Source organism: Massilia sp. UYP32 (assembly GCF_050434365.1).
Taxonomy (GTDB): domain Bacteria; phylum Pseudomonadota; class Gammaproteobacteria; order Burkholderiales; family Burkholderiaceae_D; genus Telluria; species Telluria timonae.
The window spans coordinates 111,886-126,985 of the sequence record NZ_JBNDIK010000009.1; the positions used below are offsets into that span (position 1 = coordinate 111,886).

The window sequence follows — 15,100 nt, forward strand, 5'->3', positions numbered from 1 at the left end:
GGGCACCGCCGCCAATCCGGCGGCGCGATTGGTTTCTTTCCTGATCAGGAGGTCTACCATGAAACGAGCCCTCACCGTATTCGCGCTGGCCGCGTCGACCCTGGTCGCCGCCACCAGCCAGGCCGCGCCGGTCTACTACCGCGCGGTTGCCAGCGGCCCCGCCGAAGACATTCCCAACGGTTCGCCCGGGTCGAGCGTCGCGGCCTTCGAGATCGACGACCTCACCCTGCGCGCCGAGGTGCCGTTCCGCGACCTGTCCAGCCCGACCATCAGCGCCCACATCCATTGCTGCACGGTGGATGCCTTCCGCGGCGTCGCGCCGGTGGCGATTCCCTTCCTGGACTTCCCCTTGCAGGTCACTGCCGGCATGTATTCGGCCGCCTTCGACCTGGGCGACCCGGCCGTCTACGATCCGGACTTCCTGGCGGCCAACGGCGGCACGCCGCAGCTGGCCAGCGGCGCGCTCATCAATGCGTTCAACGGCAACCAGGCCTACGTCAACATCCACAGCACCGCTTATCCAGGCGGCGAAATCCGCGGCTTCGCGGTGGCGGCCCCGATTCCGGAACCGGCCACCTGGGCGATGATGGGGCTGGGACTCGGTATGCTGGCGCTGCTGGCGCAGCGCCGTTTTACTCCCCGGCCGCGCCTGGCGAAGTAATTGCCGCGGCGGCGCGGCGCGCCAGCAGGCGGCCCCAGGCGGGAATCGCCACCTGCCAGAAGGCCTGGCGCGAGCGCGGGGGCGCCAGCGCGAAGTCGAGGTCCAGGTCGAGGAATCGCGCCGCCTGCACCAGCGCGGCGACGGCGGCGGCTTCATCCCCCGCCGTCACCGCCAGCGCACCAGTCTGCTTAGACAATTTCTCACCGTTTTCGTTGCGCACCACCGGCACGTGCAGGTAGCGCGGCGTCGGCACGCCCAGCAGGCGCTGCAGGTAGATCTGGCGCGGCGTGGAATCGAGCAGGTCGGCGCCGCGCACGACGTCGGTCACGCCTTGTTCCGCATCGTCCACCACCACCGCCAGTTGATAGGCCCAGAAGCCGTCGGCGCGTTTTAGCAGGAAGTCGCCCGAGTCGTGCGCCAGGTGCTGGGTGACCTGGCCCGCGAAACGGTCGATGAAGGTGATTTCGTCCGCGCCGGCCTCGGGCACGCGCACGCGCAGGCTGCGCATGGTGCGGCCCGGCCCGAGGCCGTGGCGGCAGGTGCCGGCATAGATCGCCGCGCCGTCGGGCGCGAAGCCCAGGCGCGAATCGGCGATCTCGCGCCGGTTGCAGCCGCAGGGATAGGTGTCTTGCCGGATGCGGTCCGCCGCCGCCTGGTACAGGTCCTTGCGCCGGCTCTGCCAGACGATCTCGCCGTCGGCATGCATGCCCAGCGCATCGAGCAGCGCCAGGATGCCCTCGGCCGCGCCAGGCACGCTGCGGCCTTCGTCGATGTCTTCGATGCGCACCAGCCAGGCGCCCTGGTGCCAGCGCGCGTCGAGGTAGCTGGCCAGCGCCGCCACCAGCGAGCCAGCGTGCAGCGGGCCGGAGGGCGATGGGGCGAAACGGCCGATATACGGTTGGCTCACTGGCTTACTTCTTGGCCTTCTTTTCGTGCTCGGCGATGATGCCGGTGACCTGGTCGATCACCTCGTTCGGCACCGCCAGCGAGAGCTGGTAATGGACGATCTCGAACCCCTTCGCCGTCTTGCGGATTACGCCGCTGGCCATCGCATGGCCCATGTTCTTGGTGTCGAGCAATTCGTCGAACCAGATCAGCGACTTGTCGGCGGAAGCGTAGACGTTACGGCGGGTCGCCTTGAAAGTCCAGGCCGATTTGGCGTCGAAATACTTCTTCGACCAGGCCTTGAATTCGTCGCGCGTCCACAGCTCGCTGCGGTCGGTGCCGATGTAGACACCGTCCTTGGCGATCTTGTCGAAATAGGCCATCCGCGTATTGGCCGCGTCGTCGTGCCATCCGTCGACGAAGGCGTTGACCTGCTTCGTCAGTTCGGCATCGGTGGCGGCGTTGGCAGCGCCAATCAAGCCCAGGCACAGGAAGCAGGCGGTCAGGAAGCGTTTCACGGAATGTCCCTTCGTTGGAGTTGTTGAGCGCGGTTATTGTACACATGGAAATGTATCGAACCACGCTCCCACCCTGCTATCGGTGCAGCTCACCTGCCCGTTCCGGCTGGTAGTCGATGTCGAGCACGGTGGCTTCGAAGGTGCCGCCGCCCGGGCGTTGCCAGGTGATGCTGGCGCCGACGCGCAGGCCCAGCAAGGCGGTGCCGACCGGCGTCAGCACGGAGAGCTGCTCGCCGCTGTCCTTCATGTCCTTGGGGTAGCTCAGGGTCATGGTCACGTCTTCGTCCGAGCCCGCGAAGCGGAAGCGCACGCGCGAATTCATGGTGACGACGTCGGGCGGCATGTCCCATGGTTCGACCATTTCAGCACGCTCGAGCTCACTCAACAGGGCGTCGCGCGCATTGGCTTGCGCGGCGGGAAGGCGGTCGAGGATGCGTTCGAGACGCTCGAGGTCGAGCCAGGATACGACGATGGATGGTTTCATGTGTACTCCACAAAATGACCGGATAAGGTCGAGATTGATGACGGCGCAGCATGGTCGATGCGGCGCTTCAGTGAATGGAGGCGGCCCGGGAGGATGGGCAGGCGCTGGCCTGCCGTGTTTCCTCACCGAGCCCGGGAAAGCCGGGCGAGGTCGAGGCTGGAAAGGTGCGCCGCTCGGCGCGATGCCACGCACGTGCACACGCCACCTGCGCTCAGGAGCGATGCGGCGGCAAATTGTGACAGGCGTGCTTGGTTCATGGCGGGCGGCGAAGGCGATTAACGCAGTATAGCCCGCTTTGTCGTCCAGTCAACCGGCGGCTGGACGATCGCTTGATTACTTGGTGGCAGCGGCCTTGCTCACGAGGGCGTCGAGCACCTGGCCGGTGGCCGTCATCAGCTGGCCCACGTCCTGGATCTTGTTGGCCTGGCGCACCGCATCCGGCGACACGACGTACCTGCCATCGATGACCACCGTCGGCGTGCCGCTCACCTTGTAGGCATTGGCGATCTGCGACAGGCGCTTGAGCCTGGTCTGCACGCCGAACGAATTCCAGGCTTCCATGAATTTCGCCTTGTCCAGGCCGTTCGCTGCGGCCCAGGCGATGATGTCGTCGTCCTTCATCAGGCGCTTGCGCTCGACGTGCACGGCGCGAAACACGCGGTGATGGTATTCGTCGAGCTTGCCCATCGCTTCCAGCGTCAGGAACAGGCGCGCTTCCGGGTCGAGCGGGCCCTGGAACGGTAGCGGAATGCGGCGCATGACGATATTGTCGCCCTGCTTCTTCGCCCAGTTGACGAGGGTCGGCTCGAATGCGTTGCAGGCGCCGCAGTGGTAGGCGAAGAACTCGATCACCTCGACCTTCTTGCCGACGGCCTGGGTTGCCTGCGGCGCGGCCAGGGTGGTGAATTCGGCGCCGTTGCGCGGCTCGAGCGGCGACGCGTTGGCGACGCCAGCCGCCAGTGCGGCCGCAGTCAGGACAAAATGCGGGGCAAAACGCATGAGACGCATATCTTTCCTTCGGCAAATATGTAGACGAAGGCGAGATTACCACTTTTTCAAGTGTCGACGGCCGCCTAATACAGGTCGTGACGCACTGCGTGCGCATAGTGCGTGTCGAGCTGGGCGCCTTCTTCCTGCGAGATGCCGGTGAGCCGGGCCAGGACCTGGCCGGGCGTGGGCACCGCGCCGCGCTCCAGCCGGCTTTCCGGCTCCCACAGCCTCGCCCGATTGCCCGCCTTCCCGCAATGGAACAGCACTTCGTTCAGGCGCACCACGGTCGCGCTTTTCGGCATCTTGCCGTTCTCGCTCAGGGTCGCCAGCAAGTCGGGCCAGGCGCTGACACGCGCGATGCCGTTGATGCGCAAGAACACGTCCAGGCCAGGGAACAGAAACAGCATGCCGATGCGTTCGTCCTGCGCCAGGTTGCGCATCGACTCGATGCGATTATTGCCGGGCCAGTCGGCGAAGGCGACGGTGTGCGGATCGAGCACGCGCACGAAACCGGGCGGACCGCCACGCGGTGAGGCGTCGAGACCGTTGCCGCTGGCCGTCGCCAGGCAAAAGAAGGTGGCGACCTGCAGGTACTGCTCGTGCACGTCGACCAGGCGGTCGAGCACGGCCTTCTGGATCCGCTCGGCGGGCGCCGCGTACAGGGCGTCGAGATCGACGCCGCCCGGAACGGCCGGGAATGCCTCCATCGTGGACATGGGTTTGTTCCTTGTAGTCATGATGGAAGCAGGGTAGCATCGGGATCGATGGCGGCTGTACAGCAACCACGCCATCGAATAACGAAATGGCGCCACAATCTCAGCATGAGTAACTTCGTCGTCGACCATGGATTGGTCAACTGGGCCGATGGGCCGTCCGTCATCGTCGCCGCCGGGCGCGACGACAGCATGCGCCAATCGGAACCGCACTCCCACGCGCGCGGCCAACTGTTCGCCTCGATGCGCGGCCTGCTGACGATCGGCGTGGCCGACGCCGTCTGGGTAGTGCCGTCGGTGCACGCCGTCTGGCTGCCTCCGCACCACGTGCATTCGGCGCGCTCGCACGGCCCCTTCGAGGGCTGGGGCGCTTACGTGGCCGAGAGTTCATGCGCCGACCTGCCCTCGTCCGCCTGCACCATCCGCATTTCGAACCTGCTGCGTGAAGCCGTGATGCGCGCCGCCAGTTGGCCGCTGGAGCGCCACCGGGCGCTGACGCCGGCGCAGGAGCGCATCGCCGGCGTCATCATGGACGAGATCCGCGACCTGCCGCCGGAACCGCTTGGCTTGCCGATGCCGCAGGATGCGCGCCTGCAGCGCATCGCCAGCGCACTGGTCGACGATCCGGCATCGAAGCGCGATCTCGATGCCTGGGCGACCTGGGGGGCGCTCAGCAGCCGTACGCTGAGCCGGCGTTTCGTCATGGAGACGGGTTTTACGTTCACTGCCTGGCGCCAGCGCGCACGGCTGATGCGCGCGCTCGAGATGCTGGCGGCAGGCGAGCCGGTGGGAACGGTCGCGCTCGACCTGGGCTATTCCACGGCCAGCGCTTTCATTGCCGTGTTCCGGGAAGCGTTCGGGTGTACGCCAAGCGTTTACCAGCGTCGCTTGCTGGCATGGGACGTTGTGAATTAACTGTTTAGCCGCAAGACCTCACCAGCACAGTTGTTCCATGCTTCCTGTCGTCAAAGTAACCTTTCAAATGAGGGGGCTTATGCTTCATGTGAACAGGGACGGCTACATTGTCAATGCGCGTGTCCGGTGGCAGCGCCTCTGATCGAACGCGGAGTTCTGCAATACCGACGACTGAGATATTCCGACACCCGGTCGTCTCCCGCAAAAACCCGACTGAAGCGAGAAGCGCGTTATGGTAATTGCTCCATTGCTCCTTGCCCTCGCAGCAGGCGCGCCCCCGGCTACGGTCGATGGTGTAGGGACTGAACCAAATATGGGCAACACGCATCTCTCCCCGATCAGCACGATCACGATCCGAAACAGTGGCACGACATCCCCCGCATCAGGCGAACCGGCGGACCAGTGCGCCGATTTCAAGCTCAGTTATCATGAAATCCGTGCCTACATCGATAAAGCGTCCCACGTCACCGAACACGATTACCTGCACATGCTCGACTGGTCCCCCTGCCATGCGAGCGGCGAGATAACCTTCAATAATGGCCTCACGGGTACCTGGGCAATCCAGCGGTATCGCGCCGGTTCGCTCAAGCTGAGCGACGGCCGGACGCTCTACCTGTATTGTCCTCGATGCCAGGCGAAAGCCTTCCCGATGACGGACGAATGATCGGCCACTGCCTGCTGGTGCGACGGGCACAAAAAAAGCGGACCGAAGCCCGCTTTTCCAGTGACAGCGCGTCGAATCAACGCTTGTCGATCGCTGGCACGTCGCGCACCGGCGAACCGACGAACAGCTGACGTGGACGGCCGATCTTCTGTTCCGGATCGGCGATCATTTCGTTCCACTGGGCGATCCAGCCGATGGTGCGGGCCATGGCGAAGATGCCGGTGAACATCGAGGTCGGGATGCCCAGGGCCGATTGCACGATGCCCGAGTAGAAGTCGACGTTCGGGTACAGCTTGCGCGACACGAAGTACTCGTCGTTCAGGGCGATCTTTTCCAGTTCCATCGCCAGCTTGAACAGCGGATCGTCCTGCAGGCCCAGCTCGTTCAGCACTTCGTGGCAGGTTTCGCGCATCAGCTTGGCGCGCGGGTCGAAGTTCTTGTACACGCGGTGACCGAAGCCCATCAGCTTCACGCCCGAGTTCTTGTCCTTGACCTTCTCGATGAAGGCCGGGATGTTCTCGACCGAGCCGATCTCTTTCAGCATGTTCAGTGCGGCTTCGTTCGCGCCGCCGTGCGCCGGGCCCCACAGGCAGGCGATGCCGGCTGCGATACAGGCGAACGGGTTGGCGCCCGACGAACCGGCCAGACGGACGGTCGAGGTCGATGCGTTCTGCTCGTGGTCCGCGTGCAGGATCAGGATGCGGTCCAGGGCGCGCACCAGCACGTCGTTGACCTTGTACTCTTCGCACGGGTTGGCGAACATCATGTACATGAAGTTGGCGCTGTACGACAGGTCGTTGCGCGGGTACATGAACGGCTGGCCGATCGAGTATTTATAGGCCATGGCCGCCAGCGTCGGCAGCTTGGCGATCAGGCGGATCGCCGAGATCTCGCGCTGCTTGGCGTCGTTGATGTCCAGCGAGTCGTGATAGAACGACGCCAGCGCGCCGACGGTGCCGACCAGCACCGACATCGGGTGCGCGTCGCGACGGAAGCCACGGAAGAAGAAGTTCATCTGCTCGTGGATCATCGTGTGCTTGGTCACGGTGTCGCTGAACTCTTCTTTCTGCTTGGCGTTCGGCAGCTCGCCGTTCAGCAGCAGGTAGCAGGTCTCCAGGAAGTCGCAGTTGACGGCCAGTTGCTCGATCGGGTAGCCGCGGTACAGCAGTTCGCCCTTGTCACCGTCGATGTAGGTGATGCTCGAATTGCACGAAGCGGTCGACATGAAGCCAGGGTCGTAGGTGAACTTGCCGGTCTGGCCGTACAGCTTGCGGATGTCGATGACGTCCGGGCCGATGGTGCCCTTGTAGATCGGCATGTCGACCGACGGGCTGCCGTCCGAGAACGACAGGGTGGCTTTGGTATCAGAGATGTTCATGGCACTTCCTTCTTGTGGGAGTGGGTCTACAAAATAAAACGAAACCGGAGGGCGCCGCGACCAGCCCGCGAGGCAGACCGGATGCCCAATTTCGCTTACGCTTGCCGCAACCGCGCCAACAGGGCACGCACATGCGGCAGGTCGACTTCGCCGGAAGGCTCGGAGCGTCCCAGCAGCAGGTCCATCAACGGGTTGTCCGCCAGATCGAGCAGGCGGGTCAGCGCATCGACCTCTTCGTCGGTCATTTCTTCTTCGTGCGCATCGAGGAAGCGCGTGAGAATCAGATCGTTCTCGAGCAATCCCCGGCGTGCGCGCCAACGCAGGCGGGCACGGTTGGCGGGATCGGATTGATGCGCGTTTGCACTAGGTTTCACACTAGAGTCCGTTGTTGGTTCGACATCATACTCCGGCTGCCGCGTTTCGGCAGTACGGTACTTTTACTGTATTGCTTCGGCACATTTAAGCCCAAAGCGGGTGATGCACACGTGCGTCGAACGCGTGCGAGCTCGACGCACGTCTGCATACCGGACTGAATGCATGCGACGCCTTATGACGGCGCCGCATGCGTTACGCGACCATCAAATGGCGCGACGAACCAGCAGTTCCTTGATCTTGCCGATCGCCTTGTTCGGATTCAGGCCCTTCGGGCACACGTCCGTGCAGTTCATGATCGAGTGGCAGCGGAACAGGCGGTACGGGTCTTCCAGGTTGTCCAGGCGGTCGTTGGTCGCTTCGTCGCGCGAGTCGGCGATGAAGCGGTAAGCCTGGAGCAGGCCGGCCGGGCCGACGAATTTATCTGGATTCCACCAGAACGACGGGCACGAGGTCGAGCAGCAGGCGCACAGGATGCATTCGTACAGGCCGTCGAGCTCTTCGCGCTCTTCCGGCGACTGCAGGCGCTCTTTCTCGGGCTTGATCGAGTCGTTGATCAGGTATGGCTTGACCGAGTGGTACTGCTTGAAGAAGTTGGTCATGTCGACGATCAGGTCGCGCACCACCGGCAGGCCCGGCAGAGGACGCAGCACGATCGGCTGGGTCAGCTCGTTCAGGTTGGTGGTGCAGGCCAGGCCGTTCTTGCCGTTGATATTCATCGCGTCCGAGCCGCACACGCCTTCGCGGCAGGAGCGGCGCAGGGCCAGCGAGTCGTCGACGTCCGACTTGATGCGCTGCAGGACGTCCAGCAGCATCTTGTCGGTGTCTTGCAGCTCGACGGTCACGTCTTGCATGTAGGGCTTCGAATCCTTGTCCGGATCGTAGCGGTAGATTTTCAGTTGGACGGTGCGTGCCATTTGATTACCTGTTCTGGGCCGGAACATCGGTTCCGGCCATGGAAAATATTAGAAAGTACGGGCCTTCGGCTTGAAGGTGTCGACGGTCAGCGGTTTCTGCACCACCGGCTTGTACTCGAGGCGGTTGCCTTCCGAGAAGAACAGGGTGTGCTTCATCCAGTTCGCGTCGTCGCGGTTCGGGTAGTCGCTGTGGGCGTGGGCGCCGCGCGATTCCGGACGGGCCGCTGCCGACACGATGGTCGCCTTGGCGGTCTCGATCAGGTTGTCGAGTTCCAGCGCTTCCACGCGGGCGGTGTTGAACACCTTCGACTTGTCCTGGAACGACACGTGCTTGCGGCGCTCGTCGAGCTTCATGATTTCCTTCACGCCCGTATCCAGCAGTTCCTGGGTACGGAACACGCCGCAGTATTTCTGCATCGTGGCGCGGATGTCGTTGGCGACGTGCTGCACCTTCTCGCCACCGGTCGAGGTCTCGAGCTTGTTCAGGCGCGCCAGCGCGAAGTCGGCGGCGTCCGCAGGCAGTGGCTTGTTCGCCTTCTGCTTCAGGTTCGAGGCCACCACGTGGTTGCCGGCCGCGCGGCCGAAGACCACCAGGTCGAGCAGCGAGTTGGTGCCCAGGCGGTTCGCGCCGTGGACCGAGACGCAGGCGCATTCGCCGATCGCGTACAGGCCATTGACGATCTTCTGGCCGCCAGTACCGTCAGGCGCGACGACTTGACCGTGGATATTGGTCGGGATGCCGCCCATCTGGTAGTGGATGGTCGGGACGACGGGAATCGGTTCCTTGGTCGCGTCGACGTTGGCGAACTTGTGGCCGATTTCCAGGATCGAAGGCAGGCGCTTCTCGATGGTGTCCTTGCCGATGTGGCGCAGGTCGAGCAGCACGTGGTCTTTATTCGGGCCGCAGCCGCGGCCTTCCTTGATCTCCTGGTCCATCGAACGCGACACGAAGTCGCGCGGCGCCAGGTCCTTCAGGGTCGGCGCATAGCGCTCCATGAAGCGTTCGCCGTTCGAGTTGATCAGGATACCGCCCTCGCCGCGCACGCCTTCGGTGATCAGGACGCCGGCGCCCGAGACACCGGTTGGGTGGAACTGCCAGAACTCCATGTCTTGCAGCGGCAGGCCGGCGCGCGCCGCCATGCCCATGCCGTCGCCGGTGTTGATGAAGGCGTTGGTCGAGGCGGCAAAGATGCGGCCTGCGCCGCCGGTGGCGAAGATGGTGGTCTTCGCTTCCAGGATCATCACGTCGCCGGTTTCCATTTCCAGGGCCATCACGCCGACCACGTCGCCTTCGGCGTCGCGGATCAGGTCGAGGGCCATCCACTCGACGAAGAAGTGGGTGCGGGCGCGGACGTTACGCTGGTACAGGGTGTGCAGCAGCGCGTGGCCGGTACGGTCGGCCGCGGCGCAGGCGCGCTGGACCGGCTTCTCGCCGAAGTTCGCGGTGTGGCCGCCGAACGGACGCTGGTAGATGGTGCCGTCGGGGTTGCGGTCGAACGGCATGCCGAAGTGTTCGAGCTCGTACACGACCTTCGGGGCTTCGCGGCACATGAATTCGATCGCATCCTGGTCGCCCAGGTAGTCGCCACCCTTGACGGTGTCGAACATGTGCCAGTACCAGTCGTCCTCGCTCATATTGCCCAGCGAGGCGCCAATGCCGCCCTGCGCCGCGACGGTGTGCGAGCGGGTCGGGAAGACTTTCGACAGGACTGCGACGTTCAGGCCGGCTTCGGCCAGTTGCAGCGAGGCGCGCATGCCGGAACCACCGGCGCCAACGATGACCGCGTCAAAACGACGGGTAGGAATTGCAGTTTTGATTGCTGCCACGATTACACACTCCAGAGAATTTGCACGGTATAGGCGACGCAGCCCACCAGCCAGAAGATGGTGATGAATTGCAGCGTCAGGCGCAGGCCGACGTTCTTGACGTAGTCCATCCAGATATCGCGGATGCCGACCCAGGCGTGGTAGTACAGGCCCAGGAAGGTGACCATCGACAGCAGCTTGAACCACTGTTTCGCGAACAGGCCGGCCCAACCTTCATACGTGAAATTCTGGCCGGACAGGAACATGGCCAGCAGGACGACGGTGTAGACCGCCATGAGGATCGCGGTGACGCGCTGGGCCAGCCAGTCGCGGAAGCCATAATGGGCGCCGACGACGAGGCGGCGCTGGCCGATATTATTCTTGCTTGCCATGGTTTAGAACACTCCGAACAGTTTCAGGCCGACCAGGGCGGTCAGCAGCAGGCTGATGATCAGCACCCAGCGCGCGGTCTTCTGGGCGGCGTCCTTGTCCAGGGCAAAGTGATTGTCCATGAACAGGTGGCGGATGCCGGCGGTGAAGTGGTGCAGGTAAGCCCAGGACAGGCCCAGCAGGATGATCTTGACCAGCGGGTGCGAGACGATGCCGGCAAAGTAGCCGAACGACGATTCCGACAGCAGGCTCTGCTGGAACAAATACAGCAGGAACGGCAGCAGCAGGAACAGCCCGGCGCCGCTGACGCGGTGCAGGATCGACACGATCGCCGATGGCGGCATGCGATATTTCGTCGTGATATCGCCGATTCCGACGTTGCGATACACCGGCCGCCCTTTCTTGCTTGCTTCTCTCACGGCTTCCGACATGATGGTACACCTCCCATTTATGACAAATTTTTGTATGAACCCTGCATTCTTGCCGATTTCAAGGCCCGGTCCGGGAAAGTGGGACCAAGCCAGCGGGACAGCGAGCGGCGAACCGGGTCATGTCCGTCGCGTACCCAAAACCAATATATTTTAATCGCATTCACGCGATCGCCGCAGAGGGGAGTTTTATTCCACTTGCTATTTTCCGAATTATTTGAAAAGACAGAAAACAGAGAATATTTACTCGTCTATTTTCTGTTTTATTCTCCTTACGACAACTCGTTCAAATAATGGTGTTTCGCGGTCGAGTACAGCTCGCGGCGCAGCTCGACCGCCTTGTCGCCGTAGGTGAACGACACCCGCTCGCCCAACAGCAGCGGCGTGCCGGGCGCTACCTTCAGGTGCTCGGCCGTGGCCGCGTCGGCCGATACCGCCCGGATCTTTTCGGTCGCGCGGATCATGCGCGTGCCGAATTCCGTCTCGAACAGGCCGTACATCGGCCCCTTGTATTCCTGCAGCCGCTCCGCGCTCAGGCCCTTGAACAGCTGGCCCGGCAGCCACAGCTCTTCCAGGATGGTCGGCTGGCCGTCGAACGACTGCACGCGCTTGATGTAGACCACGGCGTCGCCCGACTTGAGCTCGAGCAGGCGCGCGACCTCGGCCGGCGCACGGATGCGCTTGACCTCGAGGAAGCGGTTCTCGGGATGATGGGGGACGCCTTCATCGGGCATCAGTCGCAGGAAGCGGAAATGGGCGCGCTCTTCGGCGTGGCTGGCAACGAAGGTGCCCTTGCCCTGGCGCCGCACCACGAGGTTCTCGGCGGCCAGTTCGTCGATTGCCTTGCGCACGGTGCCCTGGCTGACCTTGAAACGGGCCGCCAGCTCGACTTCGCTCGGCATGAGTTCGCCAGGTTTCCATTCACCGGCCTGCAGGCTCTGGGTGATCAGTGCCTTGATCTGCTGGTACAGGGGCCGGAACGACGGCGAGCCACTGCTGACAGGATCAACGGCCGGATTGGACGGGGCGGAATTCATAGACCGCGATTTCACCACAAAAGAGCATGACCGTCCAGTATTAGAGGTCTTTAGATATGTGTCTTATATAAGACATATGATATTGAATTGACAGACCAAACGGCAGAGGAATACACTCATGGCCGACCGGGAGTCGGCGCCACTCTTGACATCATTGTACGCGCGCGACACCCGTCATTCGACCTTGAAGGCTTGAAGTGCGCTTTTGGTATCATTGCAGCTTCATCAAACCGCAGTGAAAGTAACTTGTAACCAGACAGGCGTATGCTCGGCGTCGACCTCGGCGCAAACCGTTTTCATTCCCACTTTGGAGATTCATCATGGCTAAAACCCCAATGCGCGTCGCCGTCACCGGCGCGGCCGGCCAGATCGGCTATTCCCTGCTGTTCCGCATCGCCAACGGCGACATGCTGGGCAAGGACCAGCCGGTCATCCTTCAGCTGCTCGAGATCGACAACGAGAAGGCACAGAAGGCGCTCAAGGGCGTCATGATGGAAATCGACGACTGCGCATTCCCGCTGCTCGAAGGCATGACCGCCCACTCCGACCCGATGACCGCCTTCAAGGACGCTGACGTCGCCCTGCTGGTTGGCGCCCGCCCACGCGGCCCGGGCATGGAGCGCAAGGACCTGCTGGAAGCGAACGCCCAGATCTTCACCGTGCAAGGCAAGGCCCTGGACGCCGTCGCTTCGCGCAACGTCAAGGTGCTGGTGGTCGGCAACCCGGCCAACACCAACGCCTACATCGCGATGAAATCGGCCCCGAACCTGCCGGCCAAGAACTTCACCGCCATGCTGCGCCTGGACCACAACCGCGCGCTGTCGCAAGTGGCCGCCAAGACCGGCAAGGCCGTCAAGGACATCGAGAAGATGGTCGTGTGGGGCAACCACTCGCCGACCATGTACGCCGACTACCGCTTCGCCACCGCTGGCGGCGAGTCGATCAAGGACCTGATCAACGACCAGGAATGGAACGCCAACACCTTCCTGCCGACCGTCGGCAAGCGCGGCGCCGCCATCATCGAAGCGCGCGGCCTGTCGTCGGCTGCGTCGGCCGCCAACGCCGCCATCGACCACGTGCGCGACTGGGTGCTGGGCACGGGCGGCAAGTGGACCACCATGGGCATCCCATCGGATGGTTCCTACGGCATCCCTGAAGGCACCATGTTCGGCTTCCCGGTCACCACCGAGAATGGCGAATACACCATCGTCCAGGGCCTGGACATCGATGCGTTCTCGCAAGAGCGCATCAACCTGACCCTGAAAGAGCTGGAAGAAGAGAAAGCCGGCGTCGCTCACCTGCTGGGCTGAGTTTGAATCATGGCGCGCGGCATTTGCCGCGCGTCGACCGCGCCGTGCCATTCAACTGGCACGGCCGTTTCATGTTGTGAGAGATATGCACCCTTCCGAGGTTTTATTCCAGGGCAAACGCCAGCCACTCCTTCTCCCCGCCTGCGACCACTACGCCGGCTCCGAGAAGCTGATGCGCAAATCGATGGCCCTGCAACAAGAGCTTGGCCCCCTGTTCGACATCACCTTCGACTGCGAAGACGGCGCCACCGCCGGCAGCGAACTGGAACACGCCATCCTGGTGGCGCAGCTCGTCAACAGCGACGACAACCATTTCGGCCGCATCGGCGCGCGCCTGCACGAGCCGGCCAGCCCCCATTTCGCGAAAGACGTCGAATTCATCGTCGGCGGCGCGGCCAAGCGCCTGGCCTACGTGGTGCTGCCCAAGGTGGAAAGCGCGATGGAAGTCACGCGCGCGATCGACCTGATCAACCAGCACGCCCAGGCCGCCGGCCGGCCAGACCTGCCGGTGCACGTGCTGATCGAAACCCACGGCGCGCTGCGCGAAGCCTACGACATCGCCGCCCTGCCCCAGGTCGAGTGCCTGTCGTTCGGCATCATGGATTTTGTGTCGAGCCACTATGGAGCCATCCCCGCGAGCGCGATGCGCACCCCGGGCCAGTTCACCCACCCGCTGGTGGTGCGCGCCAAGCTCGAGATGGTGGCGGCCTGCCACGCCCACGGCAAGGTGGCGTCGCACAACGTCACGACCGACATCAAGGACAGCCCGACTGTCGCCAACGACGCCCAGCGCGCCGGCGCCGAATTCGGCTTTACCCGGATGTGGAGCATCCATCCGGACCAGATCAAGCCGATCCTCAAGGCGTTCACGCCGCGCCTGTCCGAGGTGAATGAAGCGACGAATATCCTGACGGAGGCGATGGCGGCGGACTGGGGACCGATTGCTCAACATGGCCGCTTGCACGACCGTGCGAGCTACCGATATTATTGGTCGGTGTTGCAGCGTGCCAAACTGGCAGGCCTCGCGCTGCCGGAAGCCGCTGCGGCAATCGTCAACCTCCCCGACAGCGAATAATCCGACCCATGTCCACCCTTCTCCCCAAATTCGTCGCCGCCTGCGCTGTCGCGCTCGCGGCCGCCGTCGTGTGTGCGCCGGCAAGCGCTGCAGCCGCCAAGGAAACGCATCCGAAAGCGGAGAAAGTCCTGAAGGCGCAAGCCAAGAAGAAACCGTCGAAGAAGGCGCAGGCTGCGGCGGCGGCTGCAGCGGCTGCCGCGGCTGCCGCCGCGGCGGCCAATCCTCTCGAAGTCGACGAGCCGGACATCACCGACACCAAGGTGACCGAATACGCTTGCGAACTCGGCAACAAGATCACGATCTATACCAACGACGCCGATGACAGCCATATCGCGCTGCGCTGGAAGCAGCGCCTGCACCGCCTGGCCCGCATCGGCACCACCACCGGCGCGTTGCGCTTTGAAAATCCGCACTATGGCCTGATCTGGATTGGTATCCCGTCCAAGGGCATCCTGCTCGATTCGAAGCTTAACCGCCAGTTGGCCAATGAATGCAAGAACGCCGAACAGTCCGCGATCGTGGCGACCGCGGAACCGGAGGCGAGCAAGACTTGAAAG

At 63.4% G+C, this 15,100-nt stretch carries 18 protein-coding genes; 6 read left to right on the forward strand and 12 right to left on the reverse strand.

What is annotated here, in order from left to right:
• Positions 1–58 precede the first annotated feature (58 nt).
• Positions 59–661, forward strand: coding sequence for a CHRD domain-containing protein (locus ABIB42_RS09040; protein WP_005666177.1), 603 nt, complete (start codon positions 59–61; stop codon positions 659–661).
• Here ABIB42_RS09040 and gluQRS read toward each other — a convergent pair.
• The 5 genes from gluQRS to ABIB42_RS09065 all read right to left on the reverse strand — a co-directional run bounded on the left by gluQRS (position 633) and on the right by ABIB42_RS09065 (position 4,254).
• Positions 633–1,568 carry a tRNA glutamyl-Q(34) synthetase GluQRS gene (gene gluQRS / locus ABIB42_RS09045; RefSeq protein WP_005666176.1) on the reverse strand — a complete coding sequence of 312 codons (936 nt, stop codon included), beginning with the start codon at positions 1,566–1,568 and terminating at the stop codon, positions 633–635. The genes ABIB42_RS09040 and gluQRS overlap by 29 nt on opposite strands.
• 4 nt (positions 1,569–1,572) lie before the next feature.
• Positions 1,573–2,064 (reverse strand): nuclear transport factor 2 family protein, encoded by a 492-nt coding sequence (locus ABIB42_RS09050; RefSeq protein ID WP_005666174.1) that lies wholly within the window; start codon positions 2,062–2,064, stop codon positions 1,573–1,575.
• 76 nt (positions 2,065–2,140) lie between these two features.
• Positions 2,141–2,548, reverse strand: a complete 408-nt coding sequence (gene rnk / locus ABIB42_RS09055; protein ID WP_005666172.1) for a nucleoside diphosphate kinase regulator — start codon at positions 2,546–2,548, stop codon at positions 2,141–2,143.
• A gap of 333 nt (positions 2,549–2,881) precedes the next feature.
• Positions 2,882–3,556 carry a thiol:disulfide interchange protein DsbA/DsbL gene (locus ABIB42_RS09060; RefSeq protein WP_005666171.1) on the reverse strand — a complete coding sequence of 225 codons (675 nt, stop codon included), beginning with the start codon at positions 3,554–3,556 and terminating at the stop codon, positions 2,882–2,884.
• A gap of 65 nt (positions 3,557–3,621) precedes the next feature.
• A complete protein-coding gene (locus ABIB42_RS09065) occupies positions 3,622–4,254 on the reverse strand; it encodes an MSMEG_1061 family FMN-dependent PPOX-type flavoprotein (RefSeq protein WP_005666169.1) in 633 nt (210 codons plus the stop codon).
• A 105-nt stretch (positions 4,255–4,359) separates the two neighbouring features.
• On the opposite strand from ABIB42_RS09065, the gene ABIB42_RS09070 reads away from it, so the two are divergent.
• Together ABIB42_RS09070 and ABIB42_RS09075 are read left to right on the forward strand one after the other, a co-directional pair.
• Positions 4,360–5,166: an AraC family transcriptional regulator gene (locus ABIB42_RS09070; RefSeq protein ID WP_005666168.1), complete on the forward strand. Its 807-nt coding sequence runs from the start codon at positions 4,360–4,362 to the stop codon at positions 5,164–5,166.
• Positions 5,167–5,479: 313 nt separating this feature from the next.
• Entirely contained in the window at positions 5,480–5,830 is a 351-nt protein-coding gene (locus ABIB42_RS09075) for a hypothetical protein (protein ID WP_005666167.1), read from the forward strand.
• Positions 5,831–5,906: 76 nt separating this feature from the next.
• Here ABIB42_RS09075 and gltA read toward each other — a convergent pair whose 3' ends face one another.
• The 7 genes from gltA to ABIB42_RS09110 all read right to left on the reverse strand — a co-directional run bounded on the left by gltA (position 5,907) and on the right by ABIB42_RS09110 (position 12,158).
• Positions 5,907–7,208, reverse strand: a complete 1,302-nt coding sequence (gene gltA, locus ABIB42_RS09080) for a citrate synthase (RefSeq protein ID WP_071361884.1) — start codon at positions 7,206–7,208, stop codon at positions 5,907–5,909.
• A gap of 95 nt (positions 7,209–7,303) precedes the next feature.
• Entirely contained in the window at positions 7,304–7,582 is a 279-nt protein-coding gene (locus tag ABIB42_RS09085; RefSeq protein ID WP_071361883.1) for a succinate dehydrogenase assembly factor 2, read from the reverse strand.
• A gap of 204 nt (positions 7,583–7,786) precedes the next feature.
• Positions 7,787–8,497 carry a succinate dehydrogenase iron-sulfur subunit gene (locus ABIB42_RS09090; RefSeq protein WP_320476523.1) on the reverse strand — a complete coding sequence of 237 codons (711 nt, stop codon included), beginning with the start codon at positions 8,495–8,497 and terminating at the stop codon, positions 7,787–7,789.
• 48 nt (positions 8,498–8,545) lie between these two features.
• On the reverse strand, positions 8,546–10,324 hold the full coding sequence (gene sdhA / locus ABIB42_RS09095; RefSeq protein ID WP_005666162.1) for a succinate dehydrogenase flavoprotein subunit: 1,779 nt from the start codon (positions 10,322–10,324) through the stop codon (positions 8,546–8,548).
• A 2-nt stretch (positions 10,325–10,326) separates the two neighbouring features.
• The gene (sdhD, locus tag ABIB42_RS09100; protein ID WP_005666160.1) at positions 10,327–10,695 is read right to left on the reverse strand and encodes a succinate dehydrogenase, hydrophobic membrane anchor protein; all 369 of its coding nucleotides are present in this window, start codon (positions 10,693–10,695) and stop codon (positions 10,327–10,329) included.
• Between the two features lie 3 nt (positions 10,696–10,698).
• Complete coding sequence (gene sdhC / locus ABIB42_RS09105; RefSeq protein ID WP_005666158.1) at positions 10,699–11,124, reverse strand: succinate dehydrogenase, cytochrome b556 subunit; 426 nt, start codon at positions 11,122–11,124, stop codon at positions 10,699–10,701.
• A gap of 269 nt (positions 11,125–11,393) precedes the next feature.
• The gene (locus ABIB42_RS09110) at positions 11,394–12,158 is read right to left on the reverse strand and encodes a GntR family transcriptional regulator (protein WP_005666157.1); all 765 of its coding nucleotides are present in this window, start codon (positions 12,156–12,158) and stop codon (positions 11,394–11,396) included.
• Positions 12,159–12,478: 320 nt separating this feature from the next.
• Between ABIB42_RS09110 and ABIB42_RS09115 the strand changes: the two genes are divergently transcribed.
• The 3 genes from ABIB42_RS09115 to ABIB42_RS09125 all read left to right on the forward strand — a co-directional run bounded on the left by ABIB42_RS09115 (position 12,479) and on the right by ABIB42_RS09125 (position 15,097).
• Positions 12,479–13,468 carry a malate dehydrogenase gene (locus tag ABIB42_RS09115; RefSeq protein ID WP_219864711.1) on the forward strand — a complete coding sequence of 330 codons (990 nt, stop codon included), beginning with the start codon at positions 12,479–12,481 and terminating at the stop codon, positions 13,466–13,468.
• Positions 13,469–13,553: 85 nt separating this feature from the next.
• Positions 13,554–14,543 carry an HpcH/HpaI aldolase/citrate lyase family protein gene (locus tag ABIB42_RS09120; protein WP_005666155.1) on the forward strand — a complete coding sequence of 330 codons (990 nt, stop codon included), beginning with the start codon at positions 13,554–13,556 and terminating at the stop codon, positions 14,541–14,543.
• 8 nt (positions 14,544–14,551) lie between these two features.
• Positions 14,552–15,097: a hypothetical protein gene (locus ABIB42_RS09125; protein ID WP_005666153.1), complete on the forward strand. Its 546-nt coding sequence runs from the start codon at positions 14,552–14,554 to the stop codon at positions 15,095–15,097.
• Positions 15,098–15,100: the final 3 nt, after the last annotated feature.